Origin of the sequence: Sphingomonas sp. SORGH_AS_0870 (assembly GCF_031453175.1) — a bacterium.
Classification (GTDB): Bacteria; Pseudomonadota; Alphaproteobacteria; order Sphingomonadales; family Sphingomonadaceae; genus Sphingomonas.
This window is the reverse complement of record NZ_JAVIYW010000002.1, coordinates 2256191-2275155: the sequence shown is the minus strand read 5'-3', so window position 1 is coordinate 2275155 and position 18965 is coordinate 2256191. Positions and strand designations below refer to the sequence as shown.

General features: G+C 66.4%; 11 protein-coding genes. 3 read left to right on the top strand and 8 right to left on the bottom strand.

Annotated elements, in window-relative coordinates:
• The first annotated feature begins 4 nt into the window (after window positions 1–4).
• A complete protein-coding gene (gene eat / locus QE363_RS10815; protein ID WP_309695100.1) occupies window positions 5–1396 on the top strand; it encodes an ethanolamine permease in 1392 nt (463 codons plus the stop codon).
• Between the two features lie 52 nt (window positions 1397–1448).
• On the opposite strand, the gene betA is transcribed toward eat, so the two are convergent.
• From betA to QE363_RS10795, 4 genes are all read right to left on the bottom strand, one after another.
• Window positions 1449–3107, bottom strand: a complete 1659-nt coding sequence (gene betA / locus QE363_RS10810) for a choline dehydrogenase (RefSeq protein ID WP_309695099.1) — start codon at window positions 3105–3107, stop codon at window positions 1449–1451.
• An 11-nt stretch (window positions 3108–3118) separates the two neighbouring features.
• Window positions 3119–5137: a betaine-aldehyde dehydrogenase gene (gene betB, locus QE363_RS10805; RefSeq protein WP_309695097.1), complete on the bottom strand. Its 2019-nt coding sequence runs from the start codon at window positions 5135–5137 to the stop codon at window positions 3119–3121.
• Between the two features lie 162 nt (window positions 5138–5299).
• On the bottom strand, window positions 5300–6955 hold the full coding sequence (locus QE363_RS10800; protein WP_309695095.1) for an APC family permease: 1656 nt from the start codon (window positions 6953–6955) through the stop codon (window positions 5300–5302).
• 191 nt (window positions 6956–7146) lie between these two features.
• A complete protein-coding gene (locus QE363_RS10795; protein WP_309695093.1) occupies window positions 7147–9561 on the bottom strand; it encodes a TonB-dependent receptor domain-containing protein in 2415 nt (804 codons plus the stop codon).
• 291 nt (window positions 9562–9852) lie between these two features.
• Between QE363_RS10795 and QE363_RS10790 the strand changes: the two genes are divergently transcribed.
• Together QE363_RS10790 and QE363_RS10785 are read left to right on the top strand one after the other, a co-directional pair.
• Entirely contained in the window at window positions 9853–11913 is a 2061-nt protein-coding gene (locus tag QE363_RS10790) for a phosphocholine-specific phospholipase C (RefSeq protein WP_309695091.1), read from the top strand.
• A complete protein-coding gene (locus QE363_RS10785) occupies window positions 11910–12947 on the top strand; it encodes an HAD family hydrolase (protein ID WP_309695089.1) in 1038 nt (345 codons plus the stop codon). The genes QE363_RS10790 and QE363_RS10785 overlap by 4 nt, the downstream gene beginning before the upstream one ends.
• Window positions 12948–13022: 75 nt before the next feature.
• Here the strand turns inward: QE363_RS10785 and QE363_RS10780 are convergent, their stop codons facing one another.
• The 4 genes from QE363_RS10780 to purU form a co-directional block, all read right to left on the bottom strand.
• The gene (locus QE363_RS10780; protein ID WP_309695088.1) at window positions 13023–14102 is read right to left on the bottom strand and encodes a hybrid-cluster NAD(P)-dependent oxidoreductase; all 1080 of its coding nucleotides are present in this window, start codon (window positions 14100–14102) and stop codon (window positions 13023–13025) included.
• Window positions 14099–15346 (bottom strand): aromatic ring-hydroxylating dioxygenase subunit alpha, encoded by a 1248-nt coding sequence (locus QE363_RS10775; protein WP_309695087.1) that lies wholly within the window; start codon window positions 15344–15346, stop codon window positions 14099–14101. The genes QE363_RS10780 and QE363_RS10775 overlap by 4 nt, the downstream gene beginning before the upstream one ends.
• A gap of 121 nt (window positions 15347–15467) precedes the next feature.
• On the bottom strand, window positions 15468–18029 hold the full coding sequence (locus QE363_RS10770; RefSeq protein ID WP_309695086.1) for an FAD-dependent oxidoreductase: 2562 nt from the start codon (window positions 18027–18029) through the stop codon (window positions 15468–15470).
• Between the two features lie 59 nt (window positions 18030–18088).
• On the bottom strand, window positions 18089–18946 hold the full coding sequence (purU, locus tag QE363_RS10765; protein ID WP_309695085.1) for a formyltetrahydrofolate deformylase: 858 nt from the start codon (window positions 18944–18946) through the stop codon (window positions 18089–18091).
• Window positions 18947–18965: the final 19 nt, after the last annotated feature.

The window sequence follows — 18965 nt, the reverse complement described above, 5'->3', positions numbered from 1 at the left end:
GCTTATGACGCACGGGGCAGACACGCATCTCAAGAAATCGCTGAACGCCTTCCACCTCTGGGGCATTGCCGTCGGCCTGGTCATATCGGGGGAATATTTCGGCTGGAGCTATGGCTGGGCGACGGCCGGGACGCTGGGCTTCCTTGCCGTCACCGCGATCGTCGCGGCGATGTACATCGCCTTCATCTTCTCGTTCACCGAATTGACGACCGCCATTCCGCAGGCGGGCGGCCCCTTTGCCTATGCCTATCGCGCCTTCGGCCCCTGGGGCGGCGCGATCGCCGGTTTCGCCACGCTGATCGAGTTCGTGTTCGCCCCGCCTGCCATCTCGCTGGCGATCGGCGCCTATCTCGCCGTGCAGTTTCCGTCGCTCGATCCCAGGACGGCAGCACTGGGGGCCTATGCGATCTTCGTCGCGCTGAACATCGTCGGGGTCGGGATCGCGGCGACGTTCGAGCTGTTCGTGACGATCCTGGCGGTGGGCGAATTGCTGGTCTTCATGAAGGTGGTCGCGCCGATCTTCTCGCTCGACCATTTCGTCGCCGGGGGCTGGGCGGGCAGCGATACGCCCACGCTGCGATCGCTCGGCGGCATGTTCGCCGCCATCCCCTTCGCGATCTGGTTCTTCCTGGCGATCGAGGGCGTGGCGATGGCCGCCGAAGAAGCCAAGGAGCCGCGCCGGACGATACCAATCGCCTATGTCACCGGCATAGTGACGCTGACCGCGCTGGCCTTCGGCGTCATGATCCTGGCGGGCGGGTCGGGTGACTGGAAAGCCCTGTCCAACCTGAACGACCCGCTGCCCCAGGCGATGCGGCGGGCGGTGGGGGATTCCAGCGGCTGGCTGCACATGCTGGTCTGGCTGGGTCTGTTCGGCCTCGTCGCCTCGTTCCACGGCATCATCATGGGCTATGCCCGCCAGATGTTCGCCCTGGCGCGCGCGGGCTATCTTCCGGCTGCGCTGGGGCGTCTGCATCCCCGGTTCCGGACGCCGCATATCGCCACGATCGCCGGCGCGGCGATCGGCATATTGACGATCTATAGCGATGGCTGGATCCGCTTCGGCGGGCAGCCCTTGACGGCGAGCGTCGTGACGCTGTCGGTCTTCGGCGCCCTGACCATGTACATCATGTCGATGCTGTCGCTGTTCCGGCTGCGGCGGCGCGAGCCCGACCTCGTCCGGCCCTATCGCGCACCCGGCTTCCCGGTCGTGCCCGGCTTTGCCCTGGGCATGGCAGCGGTCGCGGCCGTGGCGATGGTCTATTACAATGCGGCGATTGCGATGCTATTCGTCACGGTCATGCTGATCGCCGTATTGCTGTCGGTCCGGCTGCGCGCGACCGCGTCACGCGACCATGACAACCCGACGGACATGGTCGCCGCCAGCGACGCGTGACGGACCTCCCGGTGCCGCGACATGGGCGCGGCACCGGCTGCCTCGCCGCCGCCTATCGCTGCCGCGTCTCCCACCCCTCGGCACGGTAATATTCCGCGTTCGAGGAGGGCAGCATCGGGCGACCCAGGATATGGTCGGCCGCCTTTTCGCCGATCATGATCGTCGGCGCGTTGAGATTGCCGGTCGTGATCGACGGCATCACCGAGGAATCGACCACCCGCAGCCCCTCGACCCCGTGCACCCGAAGCGCCGGGTCGACCACCGCCATGGGATCGGACGCCGCGCCCATCGCGCAGCTGCACGAGGGATGATAGGCGCTTTCGACATGGGTGCGGACGAATGCGTCGATCGCCTCGTCGTCCATGACCGCCGCGCCGGGCTGGATCTCGCGCCCGGCGAACGGTGCCATTGCCGGTTGCGCGAAGATCTCGCGCGTCAACCGGACACAGGCCCGCATCTCCACCCAGTCATCCGGGTGGCTCATATAGTTGAAGCGGATCGAGGGCTTCTCCGCCGGATCGGCGCTGCGCAGGCGGACATGGCCGCGGCTCTTCGACCGCATCGGTCCGACATGCGCCTGGAACCCATGGCCCGTCGCCAGCGACGATCCGTCATAGCTGACCGCCAGCGGCAGGAAATGATATTGGATGTCGGGATAGGCGATGCCCGCACGGCTGCGGATGAAGCCGCAACTCTCGAAATGATTGGTCGCGCCGAGGCCCTTCTTGCCGAGCAGCCATTGCGCGCCGATCAGCGCCTTTCGCAGCGGATTCATCGCAGGATACAAGGTGATCGGCTGCTTGGATTCGATCTGGAAATAGAATTCCAGATGGTCCTGCAAATTCTCGCCCACGCCGGGCAGGTCGTGGACCGGGGAAATGCCGTGCGCGGCCAGTTCCGCCGCCGGACCGATGCCCGACAGCTTCAGCAGTTGGGGCGAATTGATCGGCCCGCCCGCCAGGATCACCTCACGCCGGGCATGGACCGTCGTCTCCACCCCGCCCCGACGATAGACGATCCCGGTCGCCCGACGCCCCTCCAGGACGATGCGGGTCGCCAGCGCATGGGTCACGACTGTCAGGTTCGGGCGGCGCATGGCGGGCTTCAGATAGGCATTGGCCGCGCTCCAGCGCCGCCCGCGATGGACGGTCATGTCCATCCGCCCGAACCCTTCCTGCTGACGACCGTTGATGTCGGCGGTCTCGGGATAGCCCGCCTCGCGCGCCGCATCGATAAAGGCCCGGTACAGCGGATTGGCCAGGCGGCCGTAGCTGGTATGGAGCGGACCGGAATCGCCGCGCCACGCATCGCCGCCCTCCTCCCGCGTCTCCGCGCGCCGGAAATAGGGCAGGACATCGCGATAGCCCCAGCCCGTCGCGCCCTCCGCCTCCCACCGGTCGAAATCCGCCGGATTGCCGCGCACATAGACCATGCCGTTGATCGAGGACGATCCGCCCAGAACCTTCCCGCGCGGAGTATGCAGCCGTCGTCCGTCCAGATAAGGCTCGGGTTCCGTCTCATAGCGCCAATTGTACCGCGCCATGTTCATCGGGATCGACAGCGCGCTGGGCATCTGGATGAAGACCGAGCGGTCGGACCCGCCCTGCTCCAGCACCAGCACCGAATGGCGCCCCCCCTCGGTCAGCCGCGCGGCCAGCACGCACCCGGCCGAGCCCGCGCCGACGATGATGTAATCGAAGCTGTCGGTCATCGCAGATCCGCTCAATAGGGGCAGTCGATGTCGGTCATCGCGACATAGACGCTCTTCAGACGGGTATAATGTTCGATCGCGGCCAGACCGTTCTCGCGGCCCAGGCCCGACGCCTTGTAGCCGCCGAAGGGCAGCTCGATCGGCGTGACATTATACTGGTTGATCCAGCACGTCCCGGCCTCCAGCCGTGCGATCACGCGGTGCGCCCGCCTGATGTCGGCGGTGAAGACGCCCGCCGCCAGCCCGAACTCGGTCGCATTGGCGCGCGCGATCACCTCTTCCTCGTCATCGAACGGCAGCACCGTCATGACCGGGCCGAACACCTCGTCCCGCACGATGGAGGCGCGGTCGTCCTCCGCGACGAAGATCGTCGGGGCGACGAACCACCCGCGCGCGAGATCGCCTTCGGTCAGCCGCTTGCCGCCGGCCAGCAACCGCACGCCCTCGCGCCTGGCCCGCTCGATATGGCCGAGTACGATGTTCATCTGGGTTTCCGTCACCAGCGGACCGATCTGCGTCGCGGGATCGAGCGGGTCGCCGACGACCAGGCGGGCGGTGCGCGCCGCGAGGCGTTCCAGAAAGGCGTTCAGCACCGGCCGATGCACGAAGACGCGCGTGCCGTTGGAGCAAACCTGCCCCGTCGAATAGAAATTGGCGAGCATGGCGCCCGACACCGCATTGTCGAGCGCGGCATCCTCGAACACGATCAGCGGCGACTTGCCGCCCAGCTCCAGCGTCACCGCCTTCAGCCCCGGCGCGGCGGCCGCCATCACCGCGCGGCCCGTGGGCACCGATCCGGTCAGCGATACCTTGGCGATGTCCTTGTGCGTCACCAGCGCGCGGCCGAGCGGACCATAGCCCTGCACGACCTGGAAAATGCCGTCGGGCAGCCCGGCATCCCGGAAGACCTCCTCCAGCGCGGAGGCGGTCAGCGGCGTCTGTTCGGCGGGCTTGAAGATCATCGCATTGCCGCAGGCCAGCGCGGGCGCCGCTTTCCAGCAGGCGATCTGCAACGGATAGTTCCACGCGCCGATCCCGGCCACCACGCCCAGCGGCTCGCGCCGGGTATAGCCGAACGCCTCGGCTCCCAGGTCGAGATGCTGCCCCGCCACGGTCGCGGCGACGCCCGCATAATATTCCAGGCAATCCGCGCCGGACAGCACGTCGACCGCCTCGGTCTCCTGGACCGGCTTGCCGGTGTTGAGCGTCTCGATCCGCGCCAGTTCCAGATTGCGTTCGCGCAGGAGATCGGCGGCCCGGTGCAGGATGCGGCCACGATCGCGCGGGGCGAGCGCCGCCCAGGCCGGCTGTGCGGCACGGGCGCGCGCGACGGCGGCGTCGAGGCCACCCTTGTCCGTCACCGCAATCCGCGCCAGCACCTCCCCGGTCGCGGGATTGCACGGCACGATCTCGCGGCGCGGCGGCGGAGCGGCCGGTATCGCGGCCAGGCGGCTGTCGACGAACGACCCGATCAGTGCGCACGCGCTATCGCCGTCGATCTCGCTCCACTCCGACAGGGCACCGCGAAGCCACACCCCGTCGATCATCGCCGCGATGGTCGCGGCCAGCGCGGGCGCCTCCTCGGCCGACACCAGCGCGCGGAGCGGATGGCGCAGGTTGGACAGCATCCGCCGCTGATACACGCGCTGGATACGGAACAGGCGGGGTTGGTGGCGGACATGCCCCCAAAAGGCCAACCAGACCTTGCTGGTCGCGCCGTCGAGTTCCTCGGGCGCCAGGTTCGTGTCGATCACCGCCTGAAGCCGTTCGCGCGGGCCCTCCGCCTGGGCCAGACGGAGCCGGAGCCTGGCCCCGAGGCGCGTGGTCAGCGCCCGGAACACCGCTTCGAGCAGGCCTTCCTTGTCGCCGAAATAATGGGCGACGAGCCCCGGCGACACGCCCGCGCGCCCGGCGATCTGGACGAGGGTGGTTCCGACGAACCCCAGTTCGGCCAGGCTGTCGATCGTCATCTCGACCAGCTGGCGGGCGCGACCATCGTCGGCGATCGGTGAAGAACGGGCAATGACCATGTTCTGAAGACTCGTTCAATTGAGCAAGGCACGGAAATCACGATGCCTGGGGATATATGGCGTTTCCGACCAAAGTGACCAGCCTGTTCGTTGAACGCTTGGTCAATCGCTGTCAACACCTGCGACCGATTCGCAGGGGCCAGGGCCGCTATGGCTCCCCCCTCACCCCGGAAGCACCGAGAAATGATGGGCGGCCGCGATGATCGCTGCGGCCAGGGCCAGCGCCGCATAGGGGCGCATCCCCGCACGCGGCGGATCGGCCGGCCGCGCACCATCGCCGCGCGCCGCAGCCGGGAACCGGCCCCCGTCCTGGACATAATGGCGAAAGACGAACACCGGCAGGATCATCGCGGCGGCGACCAGTCCGTTGCGCAGCGTGCCGGGGCCCCACACTTCGGCCCCGGCGCCCAGCAGCGCCAGATTGACGAACCCCAGCATCGCGCCGACCGCGATCAGCCAGTTCGGCGCGCGGAACGGACGCAGCCAGTGCGGACGGTCGATGCGGTGGATCCACCCCGCCTGAAGATTGAGGAAGATGAAGATCATGTAGCAGACGTTGGACACCATCAGGACCATGAAATAGTCCGACATCATCAGCAGGATCAGGTTGAAGCCCAGGTCCGTCCACATCGCCGCCGTCGGCGCGCCGTGGCGGTTCACCCGCGACAGATAGCGTGGCAGCCAGCCATCGACCGATGCCTGATACAGGGTGCGCGACGACCCCATCATCGACGACATGACGATCAGCAGCAGCGCCAGGATGAACATCGCGACGAACAGGTTCGTGACGATCACGCCGCCCTTCACGATGCTCGCCAGCGCCAGCGCCACGCCCGTCCCGTCATAGATGGCGGGATCGATCAGCCCGCGCAGGCCCAGCGACGCCTGGAACGCCAGCGGCACCAGGGTGAAGATCGCCAGGCACATCAATCCCGCCGAGAAGATCGCCTTGTACGTGTCGCGCGCCGGGTCCCGGAACTCCCGGACATAGCATACCGCGCCCTCGAAGCCGTAGGTCGACCAGCCCGCCCCGAACAGCCCCGCCGCCAGCACCGTCAGCCCCGCGGCATTCCAGCTACCAAAGCCGATATGCCCCGCCGCATCGCGGACGATGGGGACGAGCGGGAACAGGTTCGCGGAGGGCAGATCGCCCGTGACGATCGGCACCAGGCCGATGAGCGCGAGGGGGCAGAGACAGGCGAGCGCCAGCACCTTCTGCGTTCGCGCCGCCCGGGCCGCGCCCTGATGCTGCAACAGGAAGGTCATCAGCAGGAAAGCGGCGCCGATGATCGCCACGGCGTTGATCCGCAGTGTCAGGCCAGGCCGGATCGCGCCCAGGTCCAGCAGCGTCAGATGCCATGTGTTGATCGCCGCCCCCGCCGGAAACAGGCTGGTCAGGACATAGGCCGCGGCTAGCCCCGTACCCAGCGCCAGCACCGGAGACCAAGCCAGCCAGTTGCACCATACGGAAATCGGCGCGACGAACTTGCTGTACCCGATCCAGGCCGCCGCGCCATAGACCGATGCCCCGCCGGACTTGTCGGGATACAGACCCGCAATCTCGGCATAGACGAAACATTGCAGGAAGCCGATCAGCACCGACAGGATCCAGACCGCCCAGGATGCCTGGCCGACCACCGTCGCGACGCCCCCCATGGTCAGCAGCACCCCGGCGGGCACACCGCTGATCGCCCAGAATGCCCCGCGCCAATCGAGCGCCCGTTGCAGCGTCGGGAGGCGCCCGCCCGGCGCCCTGGGCCGGATACCGGCCTTCGCCTCGCCGTCCCAGCGTGTCGCCATCACCACATCGTCCGCCATTTCGCCCCCCCTCGTTCGTCAACGGGTCGATCGTCGTCTCGCCGGGGCGGATCAGCCGCCGCCCCGCCATCGCCCCGCTACCCCCGACAGGCCCCACGCACGCGCCGTCGCCCGCCATGTGGCGGCGGCACGGAGTCCATCGAGAGCAGGCGGGAACGGGTCGCGGCGACCGGATATCGCCGCGATTTGCATCAGAAGCCGCGCCGAAGCGTGACGAACCACTGGCGGGGCGCGCCAGCGAGCAGGGTCTGGTTGTCGCCGCTGGCGGTGAAGCCATTGGTGCCGACTGTCGAGATGTATCGCTTGTCGGTCAGGTTGGTCACGCTGCCCTCGATCGCGACGCCGTGGAGCGCTCCCGCATCCTCGCCGAAGCGATAGCCGATGCTGGCATCGACCAGCACGCGACCCGGCACCGACTGGTCGTTCAGATAGGTGAAGTAGCGTTTCGACAGATAATCCGCACCCGCACGGGCAAAGACATGGCCGTCGTCATAGACGACCTCGCCCTTGACCATATGCTCCGGCGTATCGACCACTGTCTTCCCGGCGGTCGCGGTCAGCACGGCGCCGGCGGCGTTCTTCACATCGTCCTGATAGGTGGCGTGATTATAGGAATAGCTGGCGAACAGGCTGAGCGGCCGGACGATGCGATAGAAGGCGGACACTTCCGCGCCATAGCTGTGCACGCTGCCCGCATTGTTCAGCGTGGGCGGATTGCCCTGGATGCCCGACCCGTTGGCGAAGCTGAGCAGCCGGTTCGAGAAGTCGATGAAATAGCCCACCGCCGACAATTGCAGCCCGCCGCTGCGCAGTCGCCCGCCGCCCTCGATCGTCTTCGACGTCTCGGGCTTCAGGGTCGAACGGATGCCGTTGAAGCCCGCCTGGGTCGTGGCGAACGGACCGGTCGTCGCCGACGAGACGAAGGCGCGCATATTCTCGGTGTAGCTCGCAAAGAGTTCGGCTGCCTCGCTCACATGATAGACCGCACCGACCTGCGGCAGGAACCAGTCCTCGGCCTTGATGCGGCCGTTCACCAGGCTGCCGACCAGCAGGTTCGCCTGGTTCTTGACGCGCATCCCCTTCCATCCGCCGTTCAGCGTCAGATTGCCGAGGGTCAGCGTGTCGGCGACATGATATTGCAGGGTCTCGGTGTCGTATTTGCCGTACCACTGCGTCCGATACGGGTTCGACTGGAATTCGAGCGCGTTGCGGTTCGGGCTGGTCCCGTCGTTCATGCCGTAGAAGCGGCGCGCCTGGGTGAAGCTGTTGCTCTCATACCAGGCGCCGACCTCGAAGCGGTTCGCGCCGGTCTCGTAGAACAGGTTGGTCAGATTGCCCCCTCGGCTGATGCTATATTCGGTGACCCGAAAGCCCAGCGGCGAGGCGAGCCCCGTGGTCGATGTCGAGGACGCGGCCAACGGCGTTCCATCCGGCCCCAGCGCACCGGCGGGCGTCGCCGAATAGGGGGTGATCCACGACCCCTGCCCCTTGTTGTAATGATAATAGCTGGTCGAGACGATCGACAGTTCATCGGTCAGCTTGCCGTCGAAGGTCACGCCCCCCAGCACGTCACGGCGCAGACCGGCCGCATTATAATAGGCGTCGTCCGGAGTCCCGAACCCGCTGGGATAGGTGAGGCCCGCACCCGTCCAAGGCGCGACGAAGCCCGCCGACGAGCCGTTATTCGCCTTCTGATAGCTCGCGAGCGCGGTCTGGTTCTGGTAGACGCGCGCAATCTGCAGCGCGAGCGAATAATTGTCGGTAATATTGTCGTTGTTCAGCCCCCGACGCCGGATGATGTCATAGCTCAGGTCCTGATAATCATTCTCGCGCCGGTCGGAATAATCGACAAAGGCCGTGATGCTGCCGCGCGCACCCATGTCCTTCATCAGCTTGGCATTGACCTGCTGCTGGCGCTGGCGGCCGAACCCCTTCCACTTGTCGGTGGTGAGATAGGCGTAGCTGAGATAGCCCTTGACCCCGCCGCCCAGATCGCCGGTGTCGAGCCGCGCGAAGCCGCGCCAGGTATTGTTGCTGCCATAGGTGCCCGACCCGACGATGTCGAACGTGTCGGACGGCTTGCGGCTGACGAATTGCAGCGTGCCGCCCAGGTTGCTGGTCGACGCCGTCCCGAGCGCGCCCGCCCCTTGCGCGACGGTCGTGCTGGCGAGGTTGTCGGAAATGATCGCGCGGCTGATGTGCAGGCCGTTGACATTGCCATAGCTCATGTCGCCGAGCGGCACCCCGTCGAGCGTGAAGCCGAGCTGGTTCTGGTTGAACCCGCGCAAGCTGATCCGCGTCGACCATTCATAGGCGCCGAACGCATCGGCCGACTGGAAATTGACGCCCGGCAGCTTGGCGATCGCCTTGAGCGGCGACGTGCCGGGAGTGAGCCGCTCCATATCGATGGCCGCGACCGTCTGCACCTGGCGCGCCTGGCCAAAGCCCAGCACGACGATGTCGCCATGGGCGGCCTCGGCATCGCCCGAATTGCCCTGCGCGCCGGTGGCCGGCTTCGGCGCCTTGGCGGCATCCTGTGCCTGGGCCGCAACGGCCATTGTGAGCATGCCCGTTCCCGCAAGCAGATAGGCAACGATCTTAGTCATCCCATACCCCCCAAAATGTTCCGCGACGGCCCGATTCGGCATTCAATTGTTCGCATCCGCACAAATTTTTGCAAGATGGTTTCACGAGCGTTGAATGAACGATCAGCGCCTTCCATGGGACGTATTAGCGAACGTTATGGCCGCTACGCTCCTAGGGTAGGGCAAGGCGCGATGCGGGGAGCAGGGCATTGCATAGGACCAGAATGATCTTGTCCGGCATTCCTTGATTGTTTATTCAATGGAGCGATCGCGGGTCGGGACCGACAGGTCCGGCCGCGCTTGGAGGCCGACATGGATCAGCACAGTCGCCGTCATTTCCTGTCCTCGATAGCGGGCGCTGCCGCAGCGTGCGCGATGCCGCCGTCCATCGCGCGGGCGCTCGCGCTGCCCGCCGATCGCCGAAGCGGGACGATCGCCGATGTCGACCATGTCGTGATCCTGATGCAGGAGAACCGGTCCTTCGATCATTATTTCGGCACCCTGTCGGGCGTGCGCGGGTTCGGCGATCCGAGGCCGCTGACGCTGCGGTCGGGGCGCAGCGTCTTTCACCAGCCGGGCGCCGACGGTCATGGGATCGTCCCGCCCTTTCACCTCGACACGTCGCGTACGCGGGGCCAGCTGCTGAAGAGCCTGGATCACAGCTGGAAATCGGACAGCGCCGAATGGGCGGCCTATGACTGCTGGGTGCGGCACAAGACGCCCATGACGATGGGCTATTTCCGTCGCGCCGACATACCCTTTTACTATGCGCTGGCCGATGCGTTCACGATCGGCGATGCCTATTACGCCTCGCTTCACGGCCCGACGAACCCAAACCGCATGTATCTGTTCACCGGAACCAGCGGCCTGACCGTCGGCGATCCCGGTCCGCAGGCGGTCGACAATGCCGATGACGGCAACTGGACCGGCGACGCCGCCCGCGACCGCCCCGACTTTCCCGGCGCGCGCTGGACCACCTATGCCGAGCGTTTGCAGCGGGCGGGCATCCGGTGGAAGCTGTACCAGGAACATGACAATTACGGCGACAACAGCCTCGCCTATTTCGCCGCGTTTCGGGGCCTTTCTCCGCAGGACGAACTGTATCGGCGCGGCCGGGCGATCGTGCCCGGATCGACGGCGGCGAACGCGGCGGAGACCACGGCCCAGCATCTGGTCGACGCCTTTGCCGCCGATGTGACCGCCGGAACCCTGCCGCAGGTATCCTGGATCGTCGCCCCCCAGCGTTATTCGGAACATCCCGAGGCCCCACCGGCACTGGGCGAGTCGCTGGTGTCGCGGGTGATCGATGCGCTGACCGCGAACCCGGCGGTCTGGGCGAGGACCGCCCTGATCATCACCTATGACGAGAATGACGGCTTTTTCGATCATATGCCGGGGCCGCTCCCGGCGCTGACCCCGGCGGCCGGGCGGTCGGGGATCGACGTGGCGGGCGAGAGCTATCGCGGGCAGCCGGTCGGACTGGGCGTTCGCGTCCCCCTGATCGTGGTATCGCCATGGACGCGGGGCGGATGGGTGAACAGCCAGGTCTTCGACCACACGTCCGTCCTGCGTTTCCTGGAACGGCGGTTCGGCGTCATGGAACCCAATATCAGCCCGTGGCGACGTGCGGTCACGGGCGACCTGACGAGTATGTTCGACTTCGATAACCCCGATGCGTCGGCGCTGCACGCCTTGCCATCGACGCGCGATGCCGCGGCCCGCCTCTCCCGTCAGGCCCGCCTGCCCGATCCCGTGCCCGGCACCGTCGGCGATCCGCCCGTGCAGGAGCCGGGAGGTCGTCCGGCGCGGCCATTGCCCTATCGGCTGGCGGTCGACGAAGCGACGGCGCCGGGGCTGGCGCTGCGCTTCGCCAATACCGGGACCGCCGCCGCCGTCTTCGCAGTGTACGACGTGATGGGAATGGCGGGGCCATGGCACTACACCGTCCTGCCCGGCACGACCATGTCGGATACGCCGCACGGCCTTCCCGCGCACGGCGCCTATCGACTGGAGATCCACGGACCAAATGGTTTCCTGCGCGGGCTTTCCGGGACGATGGACGGACCGCCGGGACTGCACGCGTCCCTGGCTGAGAGAGGTGACAGGATCATGCTGACGATCACGCATCACGGCACCGCGCCCATCCGGGTCGCGGTGACACCCCCTGCCGGCACCGGCCATCCCGAACAGACGTGGCGGATGGCGCCCGGCGCGACCCGCACCATCGGCTATGACGTGGCGGGGAACGACCATTGGTACGATCTGACGATCGCGATAGCGGGCACGACATGGGCCCGCCGCTTCGCCGGGCATGTCGAGACCGGACGTCCCAGCCGCAGCGATCCCGCGATCCGGACGGGAGCGTCGGCATGAAGCGGCTCGTCATGGCACTGGCGTCCATCGCCCTGGTCGGCGCCGCCCCCGATCCGCTCGCCAACTGGACACCGGCCGAGCGGGCCGCGATCGATACGACGCTGTCGCACGTCCAGCCCGGCGACTATGCGACCTTCGACGCTGACAACACGCTCTGGGTCAGCGACCTCGAGGAATCGCTGCTACCATGGCTGGAAAACCATGGGTTCCTGCATGCGGACCGCCTCGATCCCATGCTGAAGCCGGTGCCGATGCTGCCGGGGGAAAGCCTCTATGGCTATTATCATCGGCTGTGCGAGGTCGATGACAATCTATGCTACCCCTGGATCGCCCAGGCTTTCTCGGGCCTGTCGCTGAAGCTGTTGAAGCAGCAGGTCGACGCGATGATCGCCGACGGGCAACCGATCCCGGTCCGCTACCGGGTGGGCGATCGCGAGGTTGCGGGGACGGTCATGCCGCCCCGCATCATGCCGGGGCAGCGCCAGCTGCTCGCCACCCTGCGCGCGCGGGGCGTGCGTATCTATGTCGTCACCGCCTCGCTGGAGGAGCTGGTGCGGATGGTCGTCTCCGATCCGCGCTATGGGCTGGACGTGCCGCCGGACCGGGTGATCGGCGTCAGCATGCTGCTCCGCGATCCGAAAACCGGGGCGGTGACGACCGCCCGGCAACAGATCGCCAAGGGGCATTTCCTCGACGGCGTCTATTCCGCCGAGCATCACGCCGACATGGTCCTGACCCCGACGCTCTGGGCACCGCTCACCTGGCATGAGGGCAAGGTCGCGGCGATCCGGACCTATATCGACCCGGTGCGCCATCCGCTGCTCGCCGCCGGGGACAGCGCCAGCGACTGGCCGATGCTGTTCTATGCCGACGGATTGCGGATCTGGGTGGAACGTCGTGCAACGCCCAACACCGCCCTGCTCGCGCGCCGCCATTTCATGGCCGATGGGTCGCATGGGCGCGAAAGCGGCACGGGGGCATTCGACCAGCACTGGATCTCCCCCTTCCAAAGCGATCTCGCTCGCGGCGATTGAACACCGCTCCGCCCGCAGCGCCCGAAAGGCCTGCGGGCGGACGCGTCGTGATGGGGGGCAGGATCAGCGGGGCGGCTAGGCCCCGACCTGCACATCGCCGCGCGGAACGGAGCAGCAGGCGAGGATGTATCCGTCCGCTATGTCTTCGTCGAGGATGCCGCCATTGTGGTTCATGTCGACCGCTCCGGCGGCCAGGCTGATCCTGCAGGTGCCGCAAAGCCCGGACTCACAGGCGGCCGGGATGCGCACGCCGACCGAGCGGGCGATTTCGAGGACGGTCTGGCCAGCGGGCGCGACCGCTGCGACGTCGGACTCCAGGAACCGGATCGTCGCCGCTTCGGCGTCCGGCGCGGCCTGCTCGGCGGGTGCCTCGCGGGTCGCCACCGGCAAATCCCCGAAACTCTCCTGATGATAGCGCGCCATGTCGTGTCCCGCATCGGCGAGGATGCCGCGCACGGCGCTCATGAAGCCATCGGGGCCGCAGCAGAACACCTCGCGCGTCAGCATGTCGGGCACGAGGATGGGCAGCCGCGTGGCGTCCAGACGGCCGCGATGCCCGGTCCAGGCCACGCCCGGCGGCGTGTCGCGCACGATCATGCTCAGCGCCAGGTTCGGCATTTGCCGGTCGAGCAGTTCGAGTTCGTGCCGGAAGATCAGTTCGTCGGGACTGCGCGCAATGGTGACGAAGGCGATGTCGCTGTCCGGCGCGACATCGGCGATCCAGCGGAGCATCGCCATCATCGGGGTGATGCCCGATCCCGCCGACACGAACAGATAGCGCGACGCCGGATGGGCGACATGGGTGAAATGCCCCGTCGGACCATAAGCGCGCAGCCGCATGCCGACGCGCAGATGATCGAACATCCATCGCGTGCCGATGCTCTCCGCCTGCGCCTTGACCGTCACCGCCACCGACAGGGGGCGCGATGGCGAGGACGACAGGGTATAGGTGCGCAGCAGCGGCCCACCCTCGATCGGGAGTTCCAGCGTCACGAACTGGCCTGGACGATAGCGGAACCAGAGGCCGGGATCGGCGCGGAAGACGAAGGTCCGGACCGTCGGGGTTTCGGCATGGATGCCGATCACCTCCAGTTGGTGGAGCCGGTCGTTCCACACGGCCATGTCATCGAGATGCAGATGCGCCCCCGCGATCATGCCACGCGCCGGACATGGCCCCGGCCGGCCCCGCCCAGCCGTTCCTCGACGGAGCGCGCATACCAGTCGACGAACTGGATCACGCCGCCCTCCTGCAAGGGCGAATAGGGCCCCGGTTCATAGGCGGGAGAGCGGATGCCCAGCGCATTCTCCTCGACGATGCGACGATCCTGGTCGTTGGTCTGCGTCCAGACATGGGTCAGCCGGTCGAGGTCATAGTCGACGCCCTCCACCGCATCCTTGTGGACCAGCCATTTGGTCGTCACCGCCGTCTCGTTCGGCCCGATCGGCATCACGCGGAAGGTCACGGCATGGTCGATCAGGACGTGGTTCCACGTCGTCGGATAGTTGAACAGCATCAACGCGCCGATGCGTTCGGCCGCCACCCCGTCCGACAGCCCGCGCGCCACCGCCCGCGCTCCGTTCATCGTATAGCTTTCGGCATCGCGCAGCAGCGGCGCACGGATCGCGCGAAACTGGCCGCTGTCATGCATGCGGAATTGCGCGGGCAGCCCCGCCGCCTCGCACCGTGCCCAGTGGTTGGCCATCTCGGGGTCCTCGCCGCCGCCCGCGACGCCGGTGACGTTCGGCGACTCCGAATAGGTCTTGCACAATTCGGGATGACTGCCCGCGCAATGATAGCATTCGCGGTTGTTTTCCCAGACCAGCTTCCAATTGCCCTTCTCGACGATGGTAGACTGGAAGGCGATCTTGGCATCGGCCAGGTTGTGCGGCGCGAAATAGGGGCGCATCAGGTCGCTGAAGGGCGCAAAGGCGGGCGGCTCGGCCGCGAGGCAGACGAAGATATAGCCCGCGACACTCTCGCACGCGACCGGCTTCAGCGAATGCTGGCTGCGGTCGAAATCCTCGCCCATCTGGCGCGCAAAGGCCAGCGAGCCGTCGAGATTATAGGTCCATTGGTGATAGGGGCAGACCAGCTTGGCGGCGACGCCCCGCTCCGCGCTGCACACTCGGCTGCCCCGGTGGCGGCAGCTATTGTGGAAGGCTCGGATCGCCCCGTCGCGATCGCGCAGGACGATGATCGGATAGGCCCCGACCTGCATCGTGAAATAGCTGCCCGGCTTGGTCAGCTCGCAGTCGTGCCCGGCGAACAGCCAGTCGCGATACCAGATCAGCTCCAGATCCAGGTCGAAGAAATCCTGATCGACATAGAAGGGCTGGGGCAGCGAATATCCCGCCTTGCGGGACCGGATCAGGTTCAGCATCTCGCTACGGGCGTTCACCTTGCCATCCTTCTTCTCATGGGTGGTCCCGACCGACGTGAATCACACGGGCGAGCTTCGGGGATCATTGTCGCAACGCTGATTTTATGAGCAACCCGGCATTTGCTAATAGTCGCTGGCGTCAGCTCTTCGGCTTGCGGTTTTCAGGGTCGTAGAGCGGGCGATAGCCGACCGAGGCGACCTCCACCGGATAACGCTCCCCGAAATACTCGACCTCCAGCTTGCGCCCCTCCTGGCACAGCGCCCAGGGCAGATAGGCCAGCGCGATGTTCTTGCCGATCGAGGGGCCATAGGCGATCGAGCTGGTGTAGGACCGCCGCCCCAGTTCATCGACCGGCACTTCGCCCGTCTCGGGATCGATCACCGGCAGGATGCCGACGGGATAGCGCTTCACCCCCTTCGCATCGACATTGTCGGTCATCACCAGCGTGCACAGCTTGGCGGGCTGATGCGCGCGCGCGCGGTGTTCCAGATGCTTCGCCTTGCCGCGGAAATCGGCTTCCTTGGCCTTGGGGCGCGCCAGATCGGCTTCGAGCAGGTTATAGTGCGTCAGCAGATCGGCGTTCTGGAGGCGCAGGCTTTTCTCCATGCGCCGCGAATTGGCATAGGTCTCGATGCCGACCGCGATCACCCCGGTCGAGCGCAGCGCATCCCACACCGCCAGTCCATCATCATAGGCCATGTGCAGCTCCCACCCCTGTTCGCCGACATAGGAGATGCGGAACGCCATCACGTCCCTGCCCGCGATGCGAACGGTGCGGATCGCGGCGAAGGGGAAATTCTCCAGCGACAGCGCGTCGGGGTCCTCCACCACCTTCTGGAGATTGACGCGGGCGTTCGGGCCCCAGATGCCGATAGTGACGTACTTCTCGGTCACGTCGGTGACGGTCACGTCCAGCCCGCGATCCTGCGCGACGCGGCGCATATAATGGACGTCGCGCGGCCCCGCATCGGCGCCGTTCACCAGGCGGCAGCGGTCGGCCAGGCGAAAGACGGTGAAGTCGGCGCGGACATTGCCCTCGTCGTCCAGGAAATGGGTATAGACCCCCTTCCCGATCGTCGCATCGCCGCCGACCTTCGCCGCGCACAGCCATTCCATCAGCGCGACGTGATCCGGCCCCTCGATGTCGGTGATGTGGAAATGCGACAGGTTGATCAGGCCGCAATCGGCGCTGAGTTCCAGCTGCTCGGCGTTGGACACGCGCCAGAAATGGCGATTGTCCCACTCATTCTCGCGCACCGGCACCTGATCGGCATATTTCTCCAGCAGATGCTCGTTCGCGGCATAGCCGTGCGCGCGTTCCCAGCCGCCCAGTTCCATGAAATAGCCGCCCAGTTCCTTCTCCCGCTCCCAGAAGGGCGAACGGCGGATGCCGCGACCGCCCGAAAAGGGCTCGCGCGGGTGGACCGGCGGATTGTAGATCTTGGCGGCGGTCTCGAGGCAGCGTTCCTCGATGAACTTGGCCTCCAGCTGGAACGGGTTGAACCGCGCATAGTCGATGCTGGCATGGTCGATCGCGGTGCGCCCGTCGGTCATCCAGTCGGCGACCAGCTTGCCCATGCCGGGCCCGTCCTTCACCCAGATGCCGACCGCATACCACAGCCCGCGCACCTTCTGGCTCTCGCCGATCGACGGACCACCATCGGTAGTGGTCTGGAGCAGGCCGTTGAACGAATGCCCTTCGTTATAGCCAAGCTCGCCCAAGATCGGGGTCAGTTCGATCGCGCGCTCCAGCGGTTCGAGCACTTGCTCCATCTCCAGGTCTCGCTGCGACGGCGAGAGGCGCGCCTCCTCCTTCTCCAGCAGGTCGCGCGGATGGACGAGGCGGGGCGCGTGCTCCTCATAATAGCCCCATTCGATCTGCCCGCCCTCGGTCGTGCGGGGATCGCCGGTGTCGCGCATATAGGCCGAATTGCCCTGATCGCGCAGCAGCGGATAGCCGATGTCCTTCCCCGTCCCCTCAAACTCGTTATACGGACCGAAGAAGGTCAGCGGGTGGTCGACCGGGAAGACCGGCAGATCCTCTCCCGCCATCTCGGCGATCAGGCGGCCCCACAGGCCGGTGCAGACCACGACATAATCGGCCATGATCGTGCCGCGTGTCGTCACCACGCCCTTGATCCGTCCATCCTCTATGATGAGCGATTCCGCCTGGTTGTTGGCGAACACGGTCAGCTTGCCCGCCGCGACCGCCTGGTCGACCAGCTTGCCCGCCACCGTTTGCGACCGGGGCACGACCAGACCGGCATCCGGGTCCCATAGGCCGCCCTGCACCAGGCTTTCCTCGATCAGCGGAAACTTCGCCTTGATCGTAGCCGGGTCGACCAGTTCCGCACGCGTCCCGAACGCCTTGCCCGAGGCGACCTTGCGACGGATCTCGTCCATCCGCTGGTCGTCGCCGACCCGCGCGACCTCCAGCCCGCCGATCCGGGAGTAATGGCCCATCTTCTCGAAGAAATCGATCGAGTAGAGCGTCGTCCAGGTCGACAGATAATCGTGACTGGTCGCGTAGCAGAAGTCGGAGGCATGGGCAGTCGAGCCGATATCGGTCGGCACACCCGACTTGTCGATGCCGACAATGTCGTCCCAGCCGCGTTCGACCAGATGATGGACGACCGATGCGCCGACGATACCGCCGACGCCGACGATCACGACACGGGCCTTTTCGGGAAGCGCTGCCATTCTCTACTCCTATCGGTACGGGGTCGTCGCGGGGATCATGTCGTGCATCCGCCCGGCCTTCACGGCGCGAACACCACGGTGCGGTGGCTGTTGAGCATCACCCGCCCTTCGAGATGATATTTGACGGCGCGGGCCAGCACGCGAGATTCGATGTCGCGCCCTGCCGCGACGAAATCCTCGCTGGTCATCATATGGCTGACCCGCTCGGTTTCCTGTTCGATGATCGGCCCCTCGTCCAGGTCGGGGGTGACGTAATGCGCGGTCGCGCCGATCAGCTTGACCCCGCGCTCATGCGCCTGGTGATAGGGCTTGGCGCCCTTGAAGCTCGGCAGGAACGAGTGGTGAATGTTGATGACCCGGCCGTAGAGCCGTTCGGACAGCTCGTTCGACAGCACCTGCATATAGCGGGCGAGGACGACCAGTTCCGCCCCCGTCTCCTCGACCAAGGCGAGCAGCTTGGCTTCCTGCTCGGCCTTGTTGTCCTTCGTGACCGGCCAGTGATGAAAGGGCACGCCCTCGATCTCCGCCGCCCTGCGCGCCGCATCATGGTTGGAGACGATCGCCACGACCTCGGCGTTCAGCCAGCGAACCTTGATCTGGTACAGCAGGTGATGCATCGCATGGTCGAACTTCGAGACCATCACGATGATCTTCGGACGCTCGGCGACATCGACGATTGTCAGATCGAGGCCGAACCGCGCGGTGGCGGGGTGCAGCACCCCCTCGATCGCGTCGCGCGTCACCGCCTCGCTCACCGTCACCGCGATCCGCAGAAAGAAATGATCCGCCTGCCGATCCCAGAACTGGTTCGATTCCAGGATATTGGCCCCCAGCCCCGCCAGCGCGGTGGTGACGGCGGCCACGATGCCCGGCTGGTCCTTGCAACCCAGCCGTATGACATAGGACTTCTCGGTCATGGAAAGGCTTTCGCTAGGG

What these genes read in the sequence shown, in the direction of transcription:
- eat (WP_309695100.1), top strand. Translation starts at nt 5, where the DNA reads ATGACGCACGGGGCAGACACGCATCTCAAGAAATCGCTGAACGCCTTC.
- betB (WP_309695097.1), bottom strand. Translation starts at nt 5,137, where the DNA reads ATGGTCATTGCCCGTTCTTCACCGATCGCCGACGATGGTCGCGCCCGC.
- QE363_RS10790 (WP_309695091.1), top strand. Translation starts at nt 9,853, where the DNA reads ATGGATCAGCACAGTCGCCGTCATTTCCTGTCCTCGATAGCGGGCGCT.
- QE363_RS10785 (WP_309695089.1), top strand. Translation starts at nt 11,910, where the DNA reads ATGAAGCGGCTCGTCATGGCACTGGCGTCCATCGCCCTGGTCGGCGCC.
- QE363_RS10800 (WP_309695095.1), bottom strand. Translation starts at nt 6,955, where the DNA reads ATGGCGGACGATGTGGTGATGGCGACACGCTGGGACGGCGAGGCGAAG.
- QE363_RS10770 (WP_309695086.1), bottom strand. Translation starts at nt 18,029, where the DNA reads ATGGCAGCGCTTCCCGAAAAGGCCCGTGTCGTGATCGTCGGCGTCGGC.
- QE363_RS10780 (WP_309695088.1), bottom strand. Translation starts at nt 14,102, where the DNA reads ATGATCGCGGGGGCGCATCTGCATCTCGATGACATGGCCGTGTGGAAC.
- QE363_RS10795 (WP_309695093.1), bottom strand. Translation starts at nt 9,561, where the DNA reads ATGACTAAGATCGTTGCCTATCTGCTTGCGGGAACGGGCATGCTCACA.
- purU (WP_309695085.1), bottom strand. Translation starts at nt 18,946, where the DNA reads ATGACCGAGAAGTCCTATGTCATACGGCTGGGTTGCAAGGACCAGCCG.
- betA (WP_309695099.1), bottom strand. Translation starts at nt 3,107, where the DNA reads ATGACCGACAGCTTCGATTACATCATCGTCGGCGCGGGCTCGGCCGGG.